The sequence below is a fragment of the Burkholderia sp. AU15512 genome (assembly GCF_002223325.1).
In the GTDB taxonomy this organism is placed as follows: Bacteria; Pseudomonadota; Gammaproteobacteria; order Burkholderiales; family Burkholderiaceae; genus Burkholderia.
Genome location: NZ_NKEX01000008.1, coordinates 436561 through 451794 on the forward strand (window position 1 = coordinate 436561; position 15234 = coordinate 451794).

General features: G+C 68.5%; 15 protein-coding genes. 12 read left to right on the forward strand and 3 right to left on the reverse strand.

The genetic code is table 11. The annotated features are described in order from the left end of the window. Positions 1–66: 66 nt before the first annotated feature. The 5 genes from CFB43_RS34195 (at position 67) to CFB43_RS34215 (ending at position 2866) form a co-directional block, all read left to right on the forward strand. On the forward strand, positions 67–753 hold the full coding sequence (locus CFB43_RS34195; protein WP_089498538.1) for an amino acid ABC transporter permease: 687 nt from the start codon (positions 67–69) through the stop codon (positions 751–753). Next, positions 750–1400, forward strand: coding sequence for an amino acid ABC transporter permease (locus CFB43_RS34200; protein WP_089498539.1), 651 nt, complete (start codon positions 750–752; stop codon positions 1398–1400). Before CFB43_RS34195 ends, CFB43_RS34200 begins: the two co-directional genes overlap by 4 nt. Next, positions 1387–2136 (forward strand): amino acid ABC transporter ATP-binding protein, encoded by a 750-nt coding sequence (locus CFB43_RS34205; RefSeq protein ID WP_089498540.1) that lies wholly within the window; start codon positions 1387–1389, stop codon positions 2134–2136. The genes CFB43_RS34200 and CFB43_RS34205 overlap by 14 nt, the downstream gene beginning before the upstream one ends. 173 nt (positions 2137–2309) lie before the next feature. Continuing rightward, on the forward strand, positions 2310–2600 hold the full coding sequence (locus tag CFB43_RS34210) for a DUF4148 domain-containing protein (protein ID WP_089498541.1): 291 nt from the start codon (positions 2310–2312) through the stop codon (positions 2598–2600). Next, on the forward strand, positions 2597–2866 hold the full coding sequence (locus tag CFB43_RS34215; protein ID WP_089498542.1) for a hypothetical protein: 270 nt from the start codon (positions 2597–2599) through the stop codon (positions 2864–2866). Before CFB43_RS34210 ends, CFB43_RS34215 begins: the two co-directional genes overlap by 4 nt. 51 nt (positions 2867–2917) lie before the next feature. Here the strand turns inward: CFB43_RS34215 and CFB43_RS38640 are convergent, their stop codons facing one another. After that, positions 2918–3361, reverse strand: coding sequence for a hypothetical protein (locus CFB43_RS38640; RefSeq protein WP_179254968.1), 444 nt, complete (start codon positions 3359–3361; stop codon positions 2918–2920). A gap of 237 nt (positions 3362–3598) precedes the next feature. Here CFB43_RS38640 and CFB43_RS34230 point away from each other — a divergent pair, with 237 nt between their 5' ends. Genes CFB43_RS34230 through CFB43_RS34240 form a run of 3 tightly spaced genes read left to right on the forward strand, consistent with a single transcriptional unit; the run spans position 3599 to position 6838 of the window. Next, positions 3599–4336 (forward strand): YoaK family protein, encoded by a 738-nt coding sequence (locus CFB43_RS34230; protein WP_089498543.1) that lies wholly within the window; start codon positions 3599–3601, stop codon positions 4334–4336. Positions 4337–4388: 52 nt separating this feature from the next. After that, complete coding sequence (locus CFB43_RS34235) at positions 4389–5342, forward strand: glyoxalase (protein WP_089498544.1); 954 nt, start codon at positions 4389–4391, stop codon at positions 5340–5342. Between the two features lie 14 nt (positions 5343–5356). Further along, the gene (locus tag CFB43_RS34240) at positions 5357–6838 is read left to right on the forward strand and encodes an alginate export family protein (RefSeq protein ID WP_089499050.1); all 1482 of its coding nucleotides are present in this window, start codon (positions 5357–5359) and stop codon (positions 6836–6838) included. Between the two features lie 176 nt (positions 6839–7014). Here CFB43_RS34240 and CFB43_RS34245 read toward each other — a convergent pair whose 3' ends face one another. Beyond that, positions 7015–7296 (reverse strand): XapX domain-containing protein, encoded by a 282-nt coding sequence (locus tag CFB43_RS34245; protein WP_089498545.1) that lies wholly within the window; start codon positions 7294–7296, stop codon positions 7015–7017. A 307-nt stretch (positions 7297–7603) separates the two neighbouring features. On the opposite strand from CFB43_RS34245, the gene CFB43_RS34250 reads away from it, so the two are divergent. The 3 genes from CFB43_RS34250 (at position 7604) to CFB43_RS34260 (ending at position 10533) form a co-directional block, all read left to right on the forward strand. Continuing rightward, positions 7604–8290: a hydrolase gene (locus tag CFB43_RS34250; protein WP_046546706.1), complete on the forward strand. Its 687-nt coding sequence runs from the start codon at positions 7604–7606 to the stop codon at positions 8288–8290. A 166-nt stretch (positions 8291–8456) separates the two neighbouring features. Then, positions 8457–8624, forward strand: a complete 168-nt coding sequence (locus CFB43_RS34255) for a DUF1427 family protein (protein WP_039362659.1) — start codon at positions 8457–8459, stop codon at positions 8622–8624. A 19-nt stretch (positions 8625–8643) separates the two neighbouring features. Then, on the forward strand, positions 8644–10533 hold the full coding sequence (locus tag CFB43_RS34260) for an amidohydrolase (RefSeq protein ID WP_089498546.1): 1890 nt from the start codon (positions 8644–8646) through the stop codon (positions 10531–10533). Positions 10534–10857: 324 nt separating this feature from the next. Here the strand turns inward: CFB43_RS34260 and CFB43_RS34265 are convergent, their stop codons facing one another. Continuing rightward, entirely contained in the window at positions 10858–11778 is a 921-nt protein-coding gene (locus CFB43_RS34265) for a helix-turn-helix domain-containing protein (protein ID WP_089498547.1), read from the reverse strand. A gap of 397 nt (positions 11779–12175) precedes the next feature. Between CFB43_RS34265 and CFB43_RS34270 the strand changes: the two genes are divergently transcribed. Continuing rightward, positions 12176–15190 carry an ATP-binding protein gene (locus CFB43_RS34270; RefSeq protein ID WP_089498548.1) on the forward strand — a complete coding sequence of 1005 codons (3015 nt, stop codon included), beginning with the start codon at positions 12176–12178 and terminating at the stop codon, positions 15188–15190. Positions 15191–15234 lie beyond the last annotated feature (44 nt).

Here is a 15234-nt window from a genome sequence, read left to right on the forward strand (position 1 = left end):
GTCGCCGCGGCCGGGATGCCCGGCACGGCGCGTGTCGTTGTCCGAACCCGAATTCATCCGTTTCCCATGAGCTACCAGCTTCAATTCGGCGAACTCGCCGATTACGCCGGCGTGTTCGCGAGCGGCGCGGCGATCACGCTCGCGCTGACGGCGGTCGCGACCGTGCTGGGCGTAGCCGTCGGCGTGCTCGGCGCGGCCGCGTACAGCGCCGACGCGCGCGCGGCCGTGCGGTTGCGCCCGCTGATCGGCGCGTACGTCGAGGCGATTCGCAATACGCCGTTCGTCGTCCAGCTGTTCTTCATCTTCTTCGGCTTGCCGGCGCTCGGCGTGCACATCGACGAGTACGCGGCCGCGATCCTCGCGATGACGCTCAACCTCGGCGCGTACTCGGTCGAGATCGTGCGCGCGGGCGTGGCCGCCGTGCCGAAAGGGCATCTGGAGGCGGCGTCCGCGCTGGCGATGTCGCGCGCGCAGATGCTGCGCCACGTCGTGCTGCCGCAGGCGCTCGCCAAGGTGTTTCCCGCGCTGTCGAGCCAGATCGTGATCACGATGCTGGGTTCGGCGGTCGTGTCGCAGATCTCGGTGGCCGATCTGACCTATGCGGCCGGCTACATCCAGTCGCGCAATTTCCGTGCATTCGAGACGTACTTCGTGATCACGCTCGCGTATCTGGCGATGGCGCTGCTGATGCGCGCCACGCTCGGCGCGATGGGCCGCCGCCTGTTCTCCCGCCGCGTGCGAGGTGCGCGATGACCGATTTCACGTTCGGGCAGATTCTCGCGAACCTGCTGCTGGCCGCGCGCTGGACGATCGTGCTGTCGATCGTGTCGTTCGTATCCGGCGGCCTCGTCGGCCTCGGGCTGCTCGTGATGCGCGTGTCGAATTCGACGGCGCTGCGCGGCATCGCGAAGCTCTATATCGAAGTGTTCCAGGGCACGCCGTTGCTGATGCAACTGTTCATCGTGTTCTTCGGCCTGCCGCTCGCCGGGCTCGACGTGCCGCCGTGGGTCGCGGCCACGGCGGGGCTCACGTTCTTCACCAGCGCCTATCTGGCGGAGATCTGGCGCGGCTGCGTCGAGGCGGTGCCGAAAGGGCAGTGGGAGGCGTCGGCCAGCCTGGCGATGAGTTATGTCGAGCAGTTGCGTCACGTGATCCTGCCGCAGGCCGCGCGCATCGCGATCGCGCCGACGGTCGGCTTCGGCGTGCAGGCGGTGAAGGATACGGCGCTCGTGTCGATCATCGGCTTCACCGAGCTGACGAAGGTCGGTATCGCGATCTCGAACGCGACGTTCCGGCCGTTCGTCGTGTATGGCCTCGTCGCGCTGATCTATTTCGCGCTCTGCTATCCGCTTACCCGTTATGCGCGCACGTTGCAAAGGAGATGGCATGCCGCTCGTTGAAACCCGGGGTCTCGAAAAGAACTTCGGCACCCATCATGTGCTCAAGGGCATCGACCTGTCCGTCGAGCGCGGGCAGGTCGTGTCGATCATCGGCCGCAGCGGCTCGGGCAAGAGCACGCTGCTGCGCACGCTCAACGGGCTCGAGAGCATCGACGCGGGCACGATCTCGGTCGACGGCGAACGCGTCGATGCACGGCATGCGGACTTGCGTGCGCTGCGGCTGAAGGTCGGCATGGTGTTCCAGCAATACAACCTGTTTCCGCACCTGAGCGCCGGACAGAACGTGATGCTCGCGCAGTCGGTGGTGAAGAAGGCGCACCGCCAGCAGGCGCGCGCGATCGCGGAGCTGATGCTCGAGCGCGTCGGCCTCGGCGACAAGTTCGACGCGTTTCCGGAACACCTGTCGGGCGGCCAGCAGCAGCGCGTCGCGATCGCGCGTGCGCTCGCGATGAAGCCGAGCGTGCTGCTGTGCGACGAAATCACGTCGGCGCTCGATCCCGAGCTCGTCGGCGAGGTGCTGGGCGTGATCGAGCAACTCGCGCGCGAGGACATGACGCTGATCATGGTCACCCACGAGATGAACTTCGCGCGTGCGGTGAGCGACAGGATCGTGTTCATGCACCAGGGCCGCGTGTGGGAGAGCGGGACGGCCGACGAGATTTTCGAGCGTCCGCAGACGGTTGAATTGACGCGGTTTCTCGGCAGCGTGCGGCACCCGGAAACGGTTGCGCGCTGACCGACACGGCCGTGCGGCCGGGCCGCGACCCGATGACAAGACCGTAATCGAAGCCTCACCTTCCGGAAAGCGCGCGAATCGCAGAATGGACACCACTCCTCATCGCATCGATGCGGAGCGGATGTCCGGCCTGATCTGCGGACGCGAACACGCCATCTCGAGAGGTGAACGTCATGAACGACCTGATTCGTGCAGTCCTGCTTTCCTGCGCACTGAGCGCACCCATCGCCGCATTCGCGCAAACCGCCGACCCTGCGCTCACCCGCGCCGACGTGGTCGCCGACCTGATTCAGGCGGAGCGCGACGGCACGCTGCCGACGTCGAACTGGGACTATCCGCCGAGCGCGCAGACGATCGCGCGCAATCGCGAGCTGTATGCGATCGCGCACGGCGAGCCGCGCACCGCGACGGCGGGCGTGGGAACGCCCGCGGCGGCGCCCGTCTCGACGGCGAGCGCGCAATGAAGCGGGCCACGGTATCGGCACGCGTGGCGGCCCTGGCGCTCGCCGCGTGGTGCGCGGCGCAGGGCGCGCCGGCCGCCGCGCGCGGCCAGCCGCAACTGCCCGACGACGATGGCGGGCGCGCCAGCGTGCTGCGCGCGCTCGATCCGTCGAGCGAGGCGCTGCGCCGGCCCGCCGACACGCGGCCGGCCCACGTTCAAGCTGCACCCATCCGGCGGGCGCCCAGCGCGATGCCGCGCGCGGCGATCACCGCACCCGCGGCGCGCTGACGGGCGTCCCAGCCCGCCAGCGCGGCGTCGAACCCGCGGCCTTGGCCGACGTCACGCAGCGCTTGTGCGAGGCCGAACGCATCGTCCGCCGCTTTCGCGACACCGGCCGCCGCGGCTGTCCAGGTCGTGCGGTGATTGCTCGAATATGCTGGCGTCCCAGCCGGTTGCGCGCAGGGCGGTCGCGGCGAACCGCGCGCCGACCGACTCGCCGATCGACCCGCCGACGATGACGGCCTTGCGGCCCGATCCGTGTTCCATCCGATGTCTCCCGATGATGGCCGAGCATAGGGCAAGCAACGGACGCAGCGTTTGAATCGTTCTGAAGCGGCCTGCGTGACAGCGCGACAGCGTGACGCGTGCGCCGCCGCTCAGCCGCGGCGGGCGTTTGGCGGGGGTGGCGGAGGAGCGGGAGGCCACGCGTTGCAGTGCGGCCGGCGTGCCGTTCAGGAACGCGTCGACCTGCCGTTCGATTTCGGCGTCGGGATCGTCGGGCACCGCCACTCCGCATACCCGCTTGCGCACGCCGAGAGGGAAGAAGCTCGCGCAGGCTCCAGCCCCGTTCGATTCGCGCGTTGCGCTGCGCTTCCGTCGCCGGCGTTGCTTCAGAAAAATTCAGTTCGCCGCCATGACTTTCAGGCGCACGTCCCCTAGTCTTGCTACCGAACCGCCGCATGGGCCGGCCGCGCAGGTTCAGGGCGCGGACTGCGCCGGCAAAACCATGGAAACCACGACATGCAACCTGGACAAGTAACGGCCGCCGGCGCGGTCGCGCCCGATCGCCTGCCCGGCGAGGACGTCTTTCTCGCGTCGATCGCAGGCTATGTCGACACGCTCGGCTTCGTCGCGCTGTTCGGCCTCTTTACCGCCCACGTGACCGGCAACTTCATCCTGATCGGCTCGGGCCTGGCCGGGGTCGGGCAGGGGCTGCTGATCAAATGGCTCGCGTTTCCGGCCTTCATCGGCGGGATCGTGGCCGCCCGCCTGCTCGACCACCGGATGCGCGTGCGCGGTCACGGCGCGCGGGCCGGTTCGCTGTACGCGTTGCAGGCGATCCTGCTCGCCGGCTTCATGTTCGCGGGGATCGCGGCGTCGCCGATCGGCAGCGCCGACGCGCCCGCGACGATCGTCTGCGGGCTGCTCGGCGCGGCGGCGATGGGCGTGCAGAACGCGCATGGCCGGCTGACCGCGCGCGCGGTGGTCGCCAACACGGTGATGACCGGCAACGTCACGCAGGCCGTCATCGATGCCTTCGACTGGCTCGTGCCGATCGCCGCGCCGGCCGAACGGGACGCCGCCCGCGCGCGGCTGCAGCGCACGCTGCCGCCGGTGGCCGGTTTCGCGCTCGGCGCGGGCGCCGGCGCGACGGCGTACCTGTATGCCGCGTTCTGGGCGCTCGCGCTGCCGCTCGCGGTGCTGGGCTTTCTCACGTATCGATCCGCACGCTTGGCCGAGCTGCCCGCCTCGCGCTGAACCCGTTTTCGCGCGCGGCGTGCCGCTGCGCGCCACCTTCAAGGAGAACCCGATGATTTCACTGAACCTGCGCCATGTGCTGCGCATGACGACTGCGTCGACGGCGCTGCTCGCCGCGTTGCTGGCGGCCGCCCCGTCGCATGCCGACGAAACGCATCTGGACGACACGGCGCGCCAGCCGGCCGCCGCGCGCTTCCCGGCGGTCGCGGTCGGCCCGCAGTACGACACGACGCACGTGTGCGTCGCGCCGGAAGACTTCGACCGCTTCACCGACAGCTTCGTCGCGACGTTCGGCGGCAAGAAGTCGAAGCAGGGCGTGTTCCAGGTCACGCCGACGCCGAGCCAGACGATGTCGCAACTGGTGCTCACGCCGGTCGGCACCATCTCGGTGTTCGGCTTCAAGACACCGATCCCGTATCCGTTCTGCGAGGAGCGCACCGGCTATCTGGTGACCGACATGGACGTGGCCGTGAAATCGGCGCGCGCGCATGGCGCGGACGTGGTCGTCGCGACGTTCCCCGATCCGATCGGGCGCGACGCGATCATCCGCTGGCCGGGCGGCGTGAACATGCAGCTGTACTGGCACACGCAGGCGCCGAATTACGACCCTCTGCAGACGGTGCCGGAAAACCGCGTGTACGTGTCGCCGGAACGCGCGAGCAAGCTCGCGCACGACTTCGCCGCGTTCTCGCACGGCAAGATCGTGTCGGACGTGCGCAAGGCGCCGGGCATCGAGATCGGCCGGCCGAACGACACGTACCGCCGCATTCGTATCGAATCGGGCTTCGGCAAGATGACGGTGCTCGCGACGGACGGCCATCTGCCTTTCCCGTTCGGGCGCGAAATGACCGGCTATGAAGTCGCCGACCTGGCCACGACGCTGAAGCAGGCGGAAGCCGCGGGCGTGACCGTGCTCGTGCCGCCGTTCACGTCGGACGGCCGCGACGCGGCGCTCGTGCAGTTCCCGGGCGGCTACGTCGCCGAAATCCACGCACGGTCGAAATAACGGTGCGCCGGCCGATCAAACCATCGTGGCGCGGCGCGCTGCCGGGCGTCGTGCTGGCCGGCGGCGTCGCGCTGCATGCCGGGACGGCGGCCGGTGCCGATGCGGCGGCCGCAGCAGCCGCAGCAGCACCCGCCGCTCAGCCGCAGGCGCCGGCGGCAGCGAGCGCCGCCGTGGCGTGCACCGCGAAGCGTCCGACCGTGCTGTTCAACCGCTGGCAGGAGGACTGGTCGGTGCTCGCGAACCCTTGCGTGCCGCGCAAGCCGTTCGACGCGCTGAAATACGTGCCGCTCGGCGACGACCCGTCGACCTACCTGTCGCTCGGCGCGAACCTGCGCGAGCGCTTCGAGCTGAACAACGCGCCGCTGTTCGGCCTCGGCTCCGCGCACGACGACAACTACCTGATCCAGCGCACGAACGTGCACGCGGACCTGCGCTATCGCAGCCATCTGCAGGCGTTCGTGCAGTTCGTCGATGCGCGGCCGTTCGGCAAGAATACGGTCGGCCCGGTCGACAAGGACCAGCTCGACATCGAGCAGGCGTTCGTCGCGTATGTCGACCAGATCGGCCCCGGCACGTTGAAGACGCGGGTCGGCCGGCAGGAGATGGCGTTCGACTTGCAACGCTTCGTGTCGGTGCGCGACGGCCCGAACGTGCGGCAGGCGTTCGACGCGCTGTGGGCCGATTACGAAATCGGCAAGTGGCGGCTGATCGGCTACGTGACGCGCCCGGTGCAGTATCGCGACGCCGCCGCGTTCGACGACGTGTCGAACCGGCACCTGCGATTCGACGGCGTGCGCGTCGAGCGCAACGGCACGGGGCCCGGCAACCTGTCCGCGTACTGGTCGCGCTACACGCGCGACAACGCGCGCTTTCCGGATGCGTCGGGCACCGAGCGGCGCGACGTGTTCGACATGCGCTATGCGGGCAAGGCCGACGGGCTCGACTGGGACGTCGAGGCGATGCTGCAGACGGGCCGCGTCGGGCAGGACACGGTGGGCGCGTGGGCGTTCGGCGCGTTGGGCGGCTATACGTTCGCGAAGACGGCCGGCACGCCGCGCATCGGGATCCAGGTCGACGGCGCGTCGGGCGATGCTCACCCGGGCGACCGGCGCGTGGGCACGTTCAACCCGATGTTTCCGAACGGTTATTACTTCACGCTCGCCGGTTATACGGGATACAGCAACCTGATCCACGTGAAGCCTTCGCTGACGTTCAAACCGGCGAGCACGGTCACGGTGCTCACCGCCGTCGGCTTCCAGTGGCGGCAGACGACCGCCGATGCGATCTATGGGCAGGGCATGTCGGCCGTGCCGGGCACGGCGGGCAAGGGCGGTGCGTGGACAGGGATGTACGCGCAGGCTCGCGTGGACTGGCTCGTCAATGCGAACACGGCCCTGGCGGTCGAGGCGGTGCACTTCCAGCTCGCCGATTCGATTCGCGCGCTGGGCGCGCGTAATGCCGACTATGTCGGCGTGGAAGCGAAGTTCGGTTGGTGACGCGGCGCGCGCCGCCGCTTCTGTCAGGGCGGCGCGCGCGTGACCGAACGACGCCACGCACGGGCAGGTCGCCAACGACCGGCGCGCAGACGCCGTTCACGCAGGCGATTGACGAACATCTCGAAACACACGCGAGCGCCTCGACCGTCCTGGTCGCATGCGCTCGAATTTTCCGATCACAGCGGTGTCGATTCGCGGCGCTTCGCGGCAGCGTCAGTTGCATGGGCGCCGGGCAGCGCACCGAACATGTGCTGGCTGCACTTCGCGTCGCGCCATGCGGTTCCCAGCCGGATTCCGCTGAACACGCGTCGCGCGAGCGGAAGAATCTGTTCGCCGGCCAGAATGCCGAGCAGGCCCACCAGGGCGACGGCGGGCGGCGCCGGCGATTGCACGCCGATCAGCGCATAAACGATGCCGGCGAGGATGCCGGCGAACAGCGAAGCAGAGTACGGTTTCATAGGTTTGAAATGACGTGACGGCAGTAAAAAATATGGATAACTACCAATATGGCGTCGATCCTAAAGTCGTGGATCAGCCTATCAGTTCTGCATGCTCGTTGTGAGTGTATTCAATGAAATTCAGATCTTTTCAGTCTGGATTTATAAAGGCCGCGAGAATCAGAACTATTAATTGGTGCGGTCGCAAATAAGCCTGTTGAATGACGCAGGCCGGCTGCCGAGTCGTCCGCCCCAGCGTATTCGACGCGTCGCGGATTCGTCGGCCCGGCGAGCCTTATTTCTCCCTGCGTCAAAGGACATCACCGCCATGAGCAACCCGAAGCTTGAAGTACTTACCCCGCACAACAGCCAACTGATCTTCATCGACCAGCAGCCGCAGATGGCATTCGGCGTGCAGTCGATCGATCGCCAGACGCTGAAGAACAACGTCGTCGGGCTCGCGAAGGCCGCGAAGGTCTTCAACATCCCGACCACGATCACGACGGTCGAAAGCGACAGCTTCTCCGGTCACACGTATCCGGAGCTGCTCGACGTGTTCCCGAACCAGAAGACGCTCGAACGCACGTCGATGAATTCGTGGGACGACCAGAAGGTGCGCGACGCACTGGCCGCGAACGGCCGCAAGAAGGTGATCGTGTCCGGTCTGTGGACCGAAGTCTGCAACACGACGTTCGCGCTGTGCGCGATGCTCGAAGGCGACTACGAAATCTACATGGTCGCCGACGCGTCGGGCGGCACCACGCAGGCCGCGCACGACTTCGCGATGCAGCGCATGGTGCAGGCGGGCGTCGTGCCGGTCACGTGGCAGCAGGTGCTGCTCGAGTGGCAGCGCGACTGGGCGCACCGCGAGACGTACGACGCCGTGATGGCGATCGCGAAGGAGCATTCGGGCGCGTACGGGATGGGCGTCGACTACGCGTACACGATGGTCCACAAGGCCGCGCCGCGCACCGCGACGCCGCACGAGTCGATCGCGCCCGTTCCGGCGAAGTAAGCGCGGACGGCCCGCGATCGCTGATGCCGGTGCGGCGGGTTCGAGGCGAACGCGCCGCATTGGCTCCCTTGCGCGGGCGGCGGACGGGACCGAAACACGCATGCCGCCCGCGGCAGGCTGATCGGACCACGGCCGCCGCATTCGAAATTTCCGGGAGATTTATCGCATGGAACCTTATCTGGTTTCCCTTGGTGCGGGCCTCTTGATCGGCGTGATTTACAGCGCGATCAAGGTTCGCTCTCCCGCACCGCCGCTGATTGCGCTGGTCGGGTTGCTCGGCATGCTGATTGGCGTGCAAGCGTTGCCCACCGTGAAACAGCTGCTTGGCTTCTGATCAACAAGAGGTGATGCATATGACCGCAACCGTGACCCAACCGGATCTGATCCTGCATAACGGCAGATTCACGACGCTCGACCGCGCGAACCCCGTCGCGACGGCGGTCGCGATTGCCGCCGGCCGCTTCGTCGCCGTCGGCAGCGACGCGGACGTGATGCCGCTCGCGGGCCGCGCGACGAAGGTGGTCGATCTCGGCGGCCGTGGCGTACTGCCGGGTCTGATCGACAACCACTGCCACGTGATTCGCGGTGGGCTGAACTACAACATGGAACTGCGTTGGGACGGCGTGCCGTCGCTCACGGTCGCGATGGACATGCTCAAGCGCCAGGTGGCCGTGACGCCCGCGCCGCAGTGGGTCCGCGTGGTCGGCGGTTTCACCGAGCATCAGTTCGTGGAGAAACGGCTCCCGACGATCGACGAACTCAATGCCGCCGCGCCGGACACGCCGGTTTTCATCCTGCACCTGTACGATCGCGCGTTGCTGAACGCGGCCGCGCTGCGGGTGGTCGGCTACACGAAGGACACGCCGGAGCCGCCGGGCGGGACCATCGTTCGCGATGCCGCCGGCAACCCGACCGGCCTGCTGCTTGCGAACCCGAACGCGACGATCCTTTACGCGACGCTCGCAAGGGGCCCGAAGCTGCCGTTCGAGTATCAGTACAATTCGACGCGCCATTTCATGCGCGAGCTGAACCGGCTCGGCGTGACGGGCGTGATCGACGCGGGCGGCGGCTCGCAGAATTATCCCGACGACTACGAGGTGATCCGCAAGCTGCACGACTCGGGCGAGATGACGATCCGGATCGCCTACAACCTGTTCACGCAGAAGCCGAACGCGGAGAAGGAAGACTTCGTGAACTGGACGAAGAGCGTCAAGTACCACGACGGCACCGACTATTTCCGCAATAACGGCGCCGGCGAGATGCTGGCGTTTTCCGCGGCCGACTTCGAGGACTTCCGGGTGGCACGTCCGGACCTGCCCGACCAGATGGAGGATGATCTCGAGGGCGTCGTTCGCGTGCTCGCGGAAAACCGTTGGCCGTGGCGCATGCACGCGACCTATGACGAGACCATCAGCCGCGCGCTCGACGTGTTCGAAAAGGTGAATCAGGACATCCCGCTCGACGGACTGAACTGGTTCTTCGATCACGCGGAAACGATCTCGGAACGCTCGATGGACCGCATCGCCGCGCTCGGCGGCGGCATCGCGGTGCAGCACCGGATGGCGTACCAGGGCGAATATTTCGTCGAGCGCTACGGCGCGCAAGCCGCGGAGGCCACGCCACCGGTGGCGAAGATGCTCGGCAAGGGGCTCAAGGTCTCGGCCGGCACCGACGCGACCCGCGTCGCGTCGTACAACCCGTGGGTGTCGCTTGCATGGCTCGTCACCGGCAAGACGGTCGGCGGCCTGCGGATGTACCCGCAGCGCAACCTGCTCGATCGGGAGACGGCACTGCGCATGTGGACCGAGTACGTGACGTGGTTCTCGAACGAAGAGGGCAAGAAAGGGCGCATCGCGGTGGGGCAGCTGGCCGACCTGGTGGTCCCGGATCGCGATTTCTTCGGGTGTGCCGAGGACGACATCGCCGGCACGACGGCTTTGCTCACGGTCGTGGGCGGAAAGATCGTGTGGGGGGCGGGGCCGTTCGCGTCGCACGACGCGCCGATCCCGCCGGCGATGCCCGACTGGTCGCCCGTGCGCGAGTTCGGCGGCTATGGCGGCTGGGGCGCGACGCAGCGCGCCGGCGCGCCGCTGCAACGGGCGGCCGCCGCTGCGATGTGCGGTTGCGCGAACGCGTGCAACGTTCACCAGCACGCGCACGCGAGTGCATGGGCGAGTGCGCTACCGACGTCCGACGCAAAGGGCTTCTGGGGCGCGTTCGGGTGCTCCTGCTGGGCGGTCTGACATGGCGACGCGGACCCATTGCGACTGCCCGACGTGGGCCCGTGCGCTTCATCGCCCTTGACGCTGTTTGCGAGCCCCTGGGACTCATCGGCGGGCTCGTCCTCGCCACTTGTGCTCAACCAGGGACGAGACCCGGCCGGCAGTCGTCCCGCCATTCGGTGACGATACGACGACCGGGATAAAGCGATGAGCCCGCTCCCTCCTCCAAAAAGGTGGATGGAGCGGGCTGACGCCGCAATATGTCGGATCGGACAGAGTGCGGCATGAACCTCGATTGAACAATCGGCCGGGCTATCGGCGCACGACCGCGACCGCGCAGAGGCTTCAGCGCGAGCGTGCGCGCCGCCACGCGCCGGGCGGATGGCCGACGATCCGCGCGAAGATGCGGTTCAGATGGCTCTGGTCCGCGAAGCCGCACGCGATCGCGATGTCGGCGAGCGTCATGTCGGAGGTCTCGATCAGTTCGCGCGCACGCGTCACGCGCTGTTCGAGCAGCCACTGGTGCGGCGTGCGGCCGGTGGTGCGCGAGAATGCGCGAATGAAGTAACCGCGCGACAGGTCGCATTCGGTCGCCACTTCCTCGATCGATACGCCGAGATCCGCCTTTTCCAGCAACAGCTCCTGCGCGCGCGCCAGTTTCGCCGGCGACAGGCTGCCCTTGTGGTCGAGTTCGCGCGTGCGCGCGTTGCCGTAACGGCGCACGAGGTGCGTGCCGATCGCGAGCCCCACCTGCTCGATGAACAGCGCGTTCAGCGGGCCGGGCGCGTCGAGGCTGTCGGCCACCGCGTGCGCGAGATGGCCGAGCACCGGATCGCGCACGTCGGGGCGGCACGTGAGGCCGCCGATTGCCTGCCCGCCGTGCTCCGGGCCGACGCGCTCGAGATACGCATGCGGCAGCTCGACCAGCACGAAGTCGAAGTTGCCGTACAGGTCCGCATGGAAGTGGCGCGAGAAATCGCGAATGTAGATCGAGTGATGCTGGAACCGGCGCTCGCTCGCGCCGGCGCGCCCGTAAAGCGTGCGGCGATGGCCGGCGGCCAGCGACACGCCGACCAGGAAGCCGCGGTCGCACGCGGGCATGTCGATGTGTTCCACGTGCGCGTCGCGCATGCATTTGCGGTGAAGCCGCAGGCCGCCGGTGGCGGTCTCGACATCCTTCGACAGCAGGCTGGCCACGCAGCCGAGCGTGTCCTTCGGCGGTGGCGGCGGGGATACCGCCGGCGCTGCGGTAACGGAGTCTGACATGGAATTCCCGGGCAAGTGACTCGGCGCGCGAAATGGCGAGTCCAGTTTAGCGACGCATGTGAACATTCAAAATGAATTTGCACAAACGTCCGCTCGCGAATCTGACGAATTGCTTTCAATGACGGCGCACGGCCGCCGTATCGCCCGTCACGACAGGCGTACGAGCGGCCCGGAAGCGTATCGCGCCCTACTTTTTCATGCAAGCGAATGCGCCGATCGCGTGGTCCGGCCGCCGCCCACAGCGCATTTTCCTTCAAGATTTTCGTCGCGCGCCCGTCTACACTCGGCCCGTAATTCAACAGTGTCCGGCCGGCGCCACGGTGCGCGGGGCCGGACATCCTGCCGGGTGGACTGCCGCGTTCACCGGGCGGTCATCCTGAGGGACCCGGAGGCGGCCATGATCCAGATCGGAACGTTGTCGGTGGATTTCGAGCAGCGCGACATTCGCCGTCAGGGCGCGTCGCTGCGCATCGGTGCACGCGCGCTCGACATTCTCGAAGTCCTGCACCGCGCGAGCGGGGCGGTCGTGTCGAAAGACGACATCATGGACGCGGTCTGGCCAGGCCTGATCGTCGAGGAAAACCGCCTTCAGGTGCATGTGGCGACGCTGCGCAAGGCGCTCGGCACGAGCCGCGATCTGATCAAGACGGTGCCCGGGCGCGGCTACCTGCTGGTCGCGTGCGCGTCGCCCGGCCCGGAACCGATGCCCGCGGCCGACACGCCGGCCGCCGTCCCGGCTGCCGTACCGACCGATGCCCGCGCGTCGTTGCTGCCTGCGCCGCTCGTCGGACGCGACACCGAAATCGCGCAGATCGTCGAGATGCTCGAACGCACGCCGGTCGTCACGCTCGTCGGCGCGGGCGGGATCGGCAAGACGAGCCTCGCCGTACGCGTGGCCCACGCGGTGCGCAGCCGCTCGCGCGAGCGCGTGCTGTTCGTGGAGCTGGCGCGCGCGGGGACGCGCGCCGACATGCTGATCGCCGTCGCGGCCGAACTCGGCCTGGATACGCAGCGCGTGCCCGCCATCGAGGACATCGGCGCCGCATTCGCGGCGTCGCGCTACCTGCTCGTGTTCGACAATGCCGAGCACATCGTCGATCTCGTCGCGAGCCTCGTCGAAACGCTGACGTCGTGCGCCGGCTCGCTGCGCGTCCTCGTGACGAGCCGCGAGCCGCTGCATATCTCGGCCGAAGCGGTGCTGCGCATGAGCCCGCTCGCGGTGCCCGGCGACGACGCGCGCACCGACGAGATCGTTCGTTGCTCCGCCGTCGAGCTGTTCCTGGAACGGGTTCGCACGGCTGCGCCGGATTGTCCGGTCGACGAAGCCGGCACGCGGCTGATCGCCGATATCTGCCGGCGGCTCGACGGGCTGCCGCTCGCGATCGAACTGGCCGCGGCGCGCGTCGCGACGCTCGGGCTCGCGGTCGTCGCGTCGCGGCTGGACGACCGGCTGAACCTGCTGACCGGCGGGCTGCGCTCGGCGCTGCCGCGTCATCAGACGCTGCGGGCGACCTTCGACTGGAGCTACGTGCTGCTCGACCCGGCCGCGCGTGCGCTGTTCCGCCGGATGGGATGCTTCATCGGGCCGTTTACGTTCGATGCCGCGCACGCGGTCGCCACCGAGCCCGGCACATCGGCCGCGAACATGATCGCGGTGCTCGGCGAACTGGTCGCCAAGTCGCTGGTGACCGTCGAGTTCCACGGCGCATCGGCGCGGTACCGGCTGACCGAGTCGACGCGCGCGTATGCGCTGGAAAAACTGCACAACGAGGGCGAGTTCGAGCGCATCGCGGCGCGTCACGCACGATACGAGCGCGAGCAAGGGCAGGGATACGAGCACGGGCACGCGGCGGCGAGCGTGGACGCGGCGCGGCGCAACGATGGGGGCGCCGAAGCACTGAACGACGCATCAGCGGAGGTGGGCACCGGGGCACTGAACGACGTGACAGCCGATGCGGTCACGGCAGTGCCGAACGACGCACCAGCCGATGCATCGACCGACGCGCTCGTCCTGGCCGCCGACGCAACGCCCGTGCCCGAAGCGGAACGCCTGGCGCGCGCGCTGCTGGAGCCGGCACGGATGCACGAATGCGCGGCGCGGGCGCGCCAGGTGCTCGCCGCTTTCGACACGGCCGCGGCCGACCCGGTCGATGCCGCGCGCGAGATGCGGTTGCGCGCGGCCTGCGCGTCGGCGCTGCTGCATACGGACGGCGACGCCGTGGCCGCGGCCGCGATGTGGGACCGCACGCTCGGTCTGGCCGCGCATGTCGGCGACGATACGTTCGATGCGCGCGCGCTGGTCGGGCAGTGGCATACGATGCTGACGCTGTCGGACATTCACGAATCGCTGCGTTACGCGACCCGCTTCGAGCGCGCGGCCGAGCGGCGCGGCGACCGCGCGCAGCGGCTTCTGGCCAACGCGATGGTCGCCACGTCGCTGCACTACTTCGGCGAGCACGCGCAGGCGCGCGAGCGGCTCGAAGCGGCGACGGCCGAACTCGGCGCGGTGGGCGAGCCGCCGTGCGCGCAGGCCGCGCTCGGCGTCGACATGACCACGCTCGCGCGCACGATGCTCACGCGGCTCGTGTGGATTCAGGGCGACCCCGACCATGCGATGCGCATCGCCGCGCAAGCGGTCGAGTGCGCGCGCCGCGGCCCGTCCGCGCTCGCGCTGTGCGTGGTGCTGGGGGCGGCCGCCGTGCCGATCGCACTGCGCTACGGTGACCACGACATCACGTCCGACTATCTCGCGACGCTGCGCGCGACCGCGAGTGCGCACGGCTTCGACATCTGGCGCAATCACGCGGAATGCCTGACCGGCCAGTTCGACATCCAGGCCGGTCATCCCGGCGCGGGCCTCGCGCGGCTCGAACCCGCGCTGCGGCGTGTCGAGGCGAGCGGGTTCCGGCGGCTGCTCGCCCCGTTGAACGTCGCGTATGCGGAGGGCCTCGTGCGCGTCGGCCGCGCAAGCGAGGCGCGCACGCGGCTCGATGCGACGCTCGCGCGCTGCCGTGCGCACGGCGAGCATCTGTTCGTGCCGGAACTGCTGCGCGTGACGGGTATCGCGATGCTCGAACAGGCACGGATTGCGGCCCCGGATGTCGCGCTCGCGTACGAGGCCGACGGCCATCGTCATCTGCAGATGGCGATCCAGACCGCGAACGGGCAGGGCGCCGCGATGTGGGCGCTGCGCGGCGCGCTGGATCTCGCCGATCACCTGATCGAGCGCGGGCGCATCGCGCACGCGTCGACGCTGGTCGCCGGCGTTGCGCGGCACTTCGATCCGCATTCGCGCGCCCATGATGTGCGGCGCTTGTTGCGTGTGCAGAATTTCGTCCGCCAGGACATGCCGCCGCCGTCCCGCCCGCCTGCGCGCCACGACGCCGCCGACGCGGCGCAGCAGGCCGCATAGCGATGCGCGAGTTCCAGGCAACAGCGCGACTGCGCGATCGCGGG

Bases quoted from the DNA above. Each gene is read 5' to 3' on its own strand.
- CFB43_RS34270 (WP_089498548.1), top strand. From the start codon at position 12,176: ATGATCCAGATCGGAACGTTGTCGGTGGATTTCGAGCAGCGCGACATT.
- CFB43_RS34215 (WP_089498542.1), top strand. From the start codon at position 2,597: ATGAAGCGGGCCACGGTATCGGCACGCGTGGCGGCCCTGGCGCTCGCC.
- CFB43_RS34260 (WP_089498546.1), top strand. From the start codon at position 8,644: ATGACCGCAACCGTGACCCAACCGGATCTGATCCTGCATAACGGCAGA.
- CFB43_RS34255 (WP_039362659.1), top strand. From the start codon at position 8,457: ATGGAACCTTATCTGGTTTCCCTTGGTGCGGGCCTCTTGATCGGCGTG.
- CFB43_RS34195 (WP_089498538.1), top strand. From the start codon at position 67: ATGAGCTACCAGCTTCAATTCGGCGAACTCGCCGATTACGCCGGCGTG.
- CFB43_RS34265 (WP_089498547.1), bottom strand. From the start codon at position 11,778: ATGTCAGACTCCGTTACCGCAGCGCCGGCGGTATCCCCGCCGCCACCG.
- CFB43_RS34200 (WP_089498539.1), top strand. From the start codon at position 750: ATGACCGATTTCACGTTCGGGCAGATTCTCGCGAACCTGCTGCTGGCC.
- CFB43_RS34205 (WP_089498540.1), top strand. From the start codon at position 1,387: ATGCCGCTCGTTGAAACCCGGGGTCTCGAAAAGAACTTCGGCACCCAT.
- CFB43_RS34250 (WP_046546706.1), top strand. From the start codon at position 7,604: ATGAGCAACCCGAAGCTTGAAGTACTTACCCCGCACAACAGCCAACTG.
- CFB43_RS34245 (WP_089498545.1), bottom strand. From the start codon at position 7,296: ATGAAACCGTACTCTGCTTCGCTGTTCGCCGGCATCCTCGCCGGCATC.
- CFB43_RS34210 (WP_089498541.1), top strand. From the start codon at position 2,310: ATGAACGACCTGATTCGTGCAGTCCTGCTTTCCTGCGCACTGAGCGCA.
- CFB43_RS34235 (WP_089498544.1), top strand. From the start codon at position 4,389: ATGATTTCACTGAACCTGCGCCATGTGCTGCGCATGACGACTGCGTCG.
- CFB43_RS34230 (WP_089498543.1), top strand. From the start codon at position 3,599: ATGCAACCTGGACAAGTAACGGCCGCCGGCGCGGTCGCGCCCGATCGC.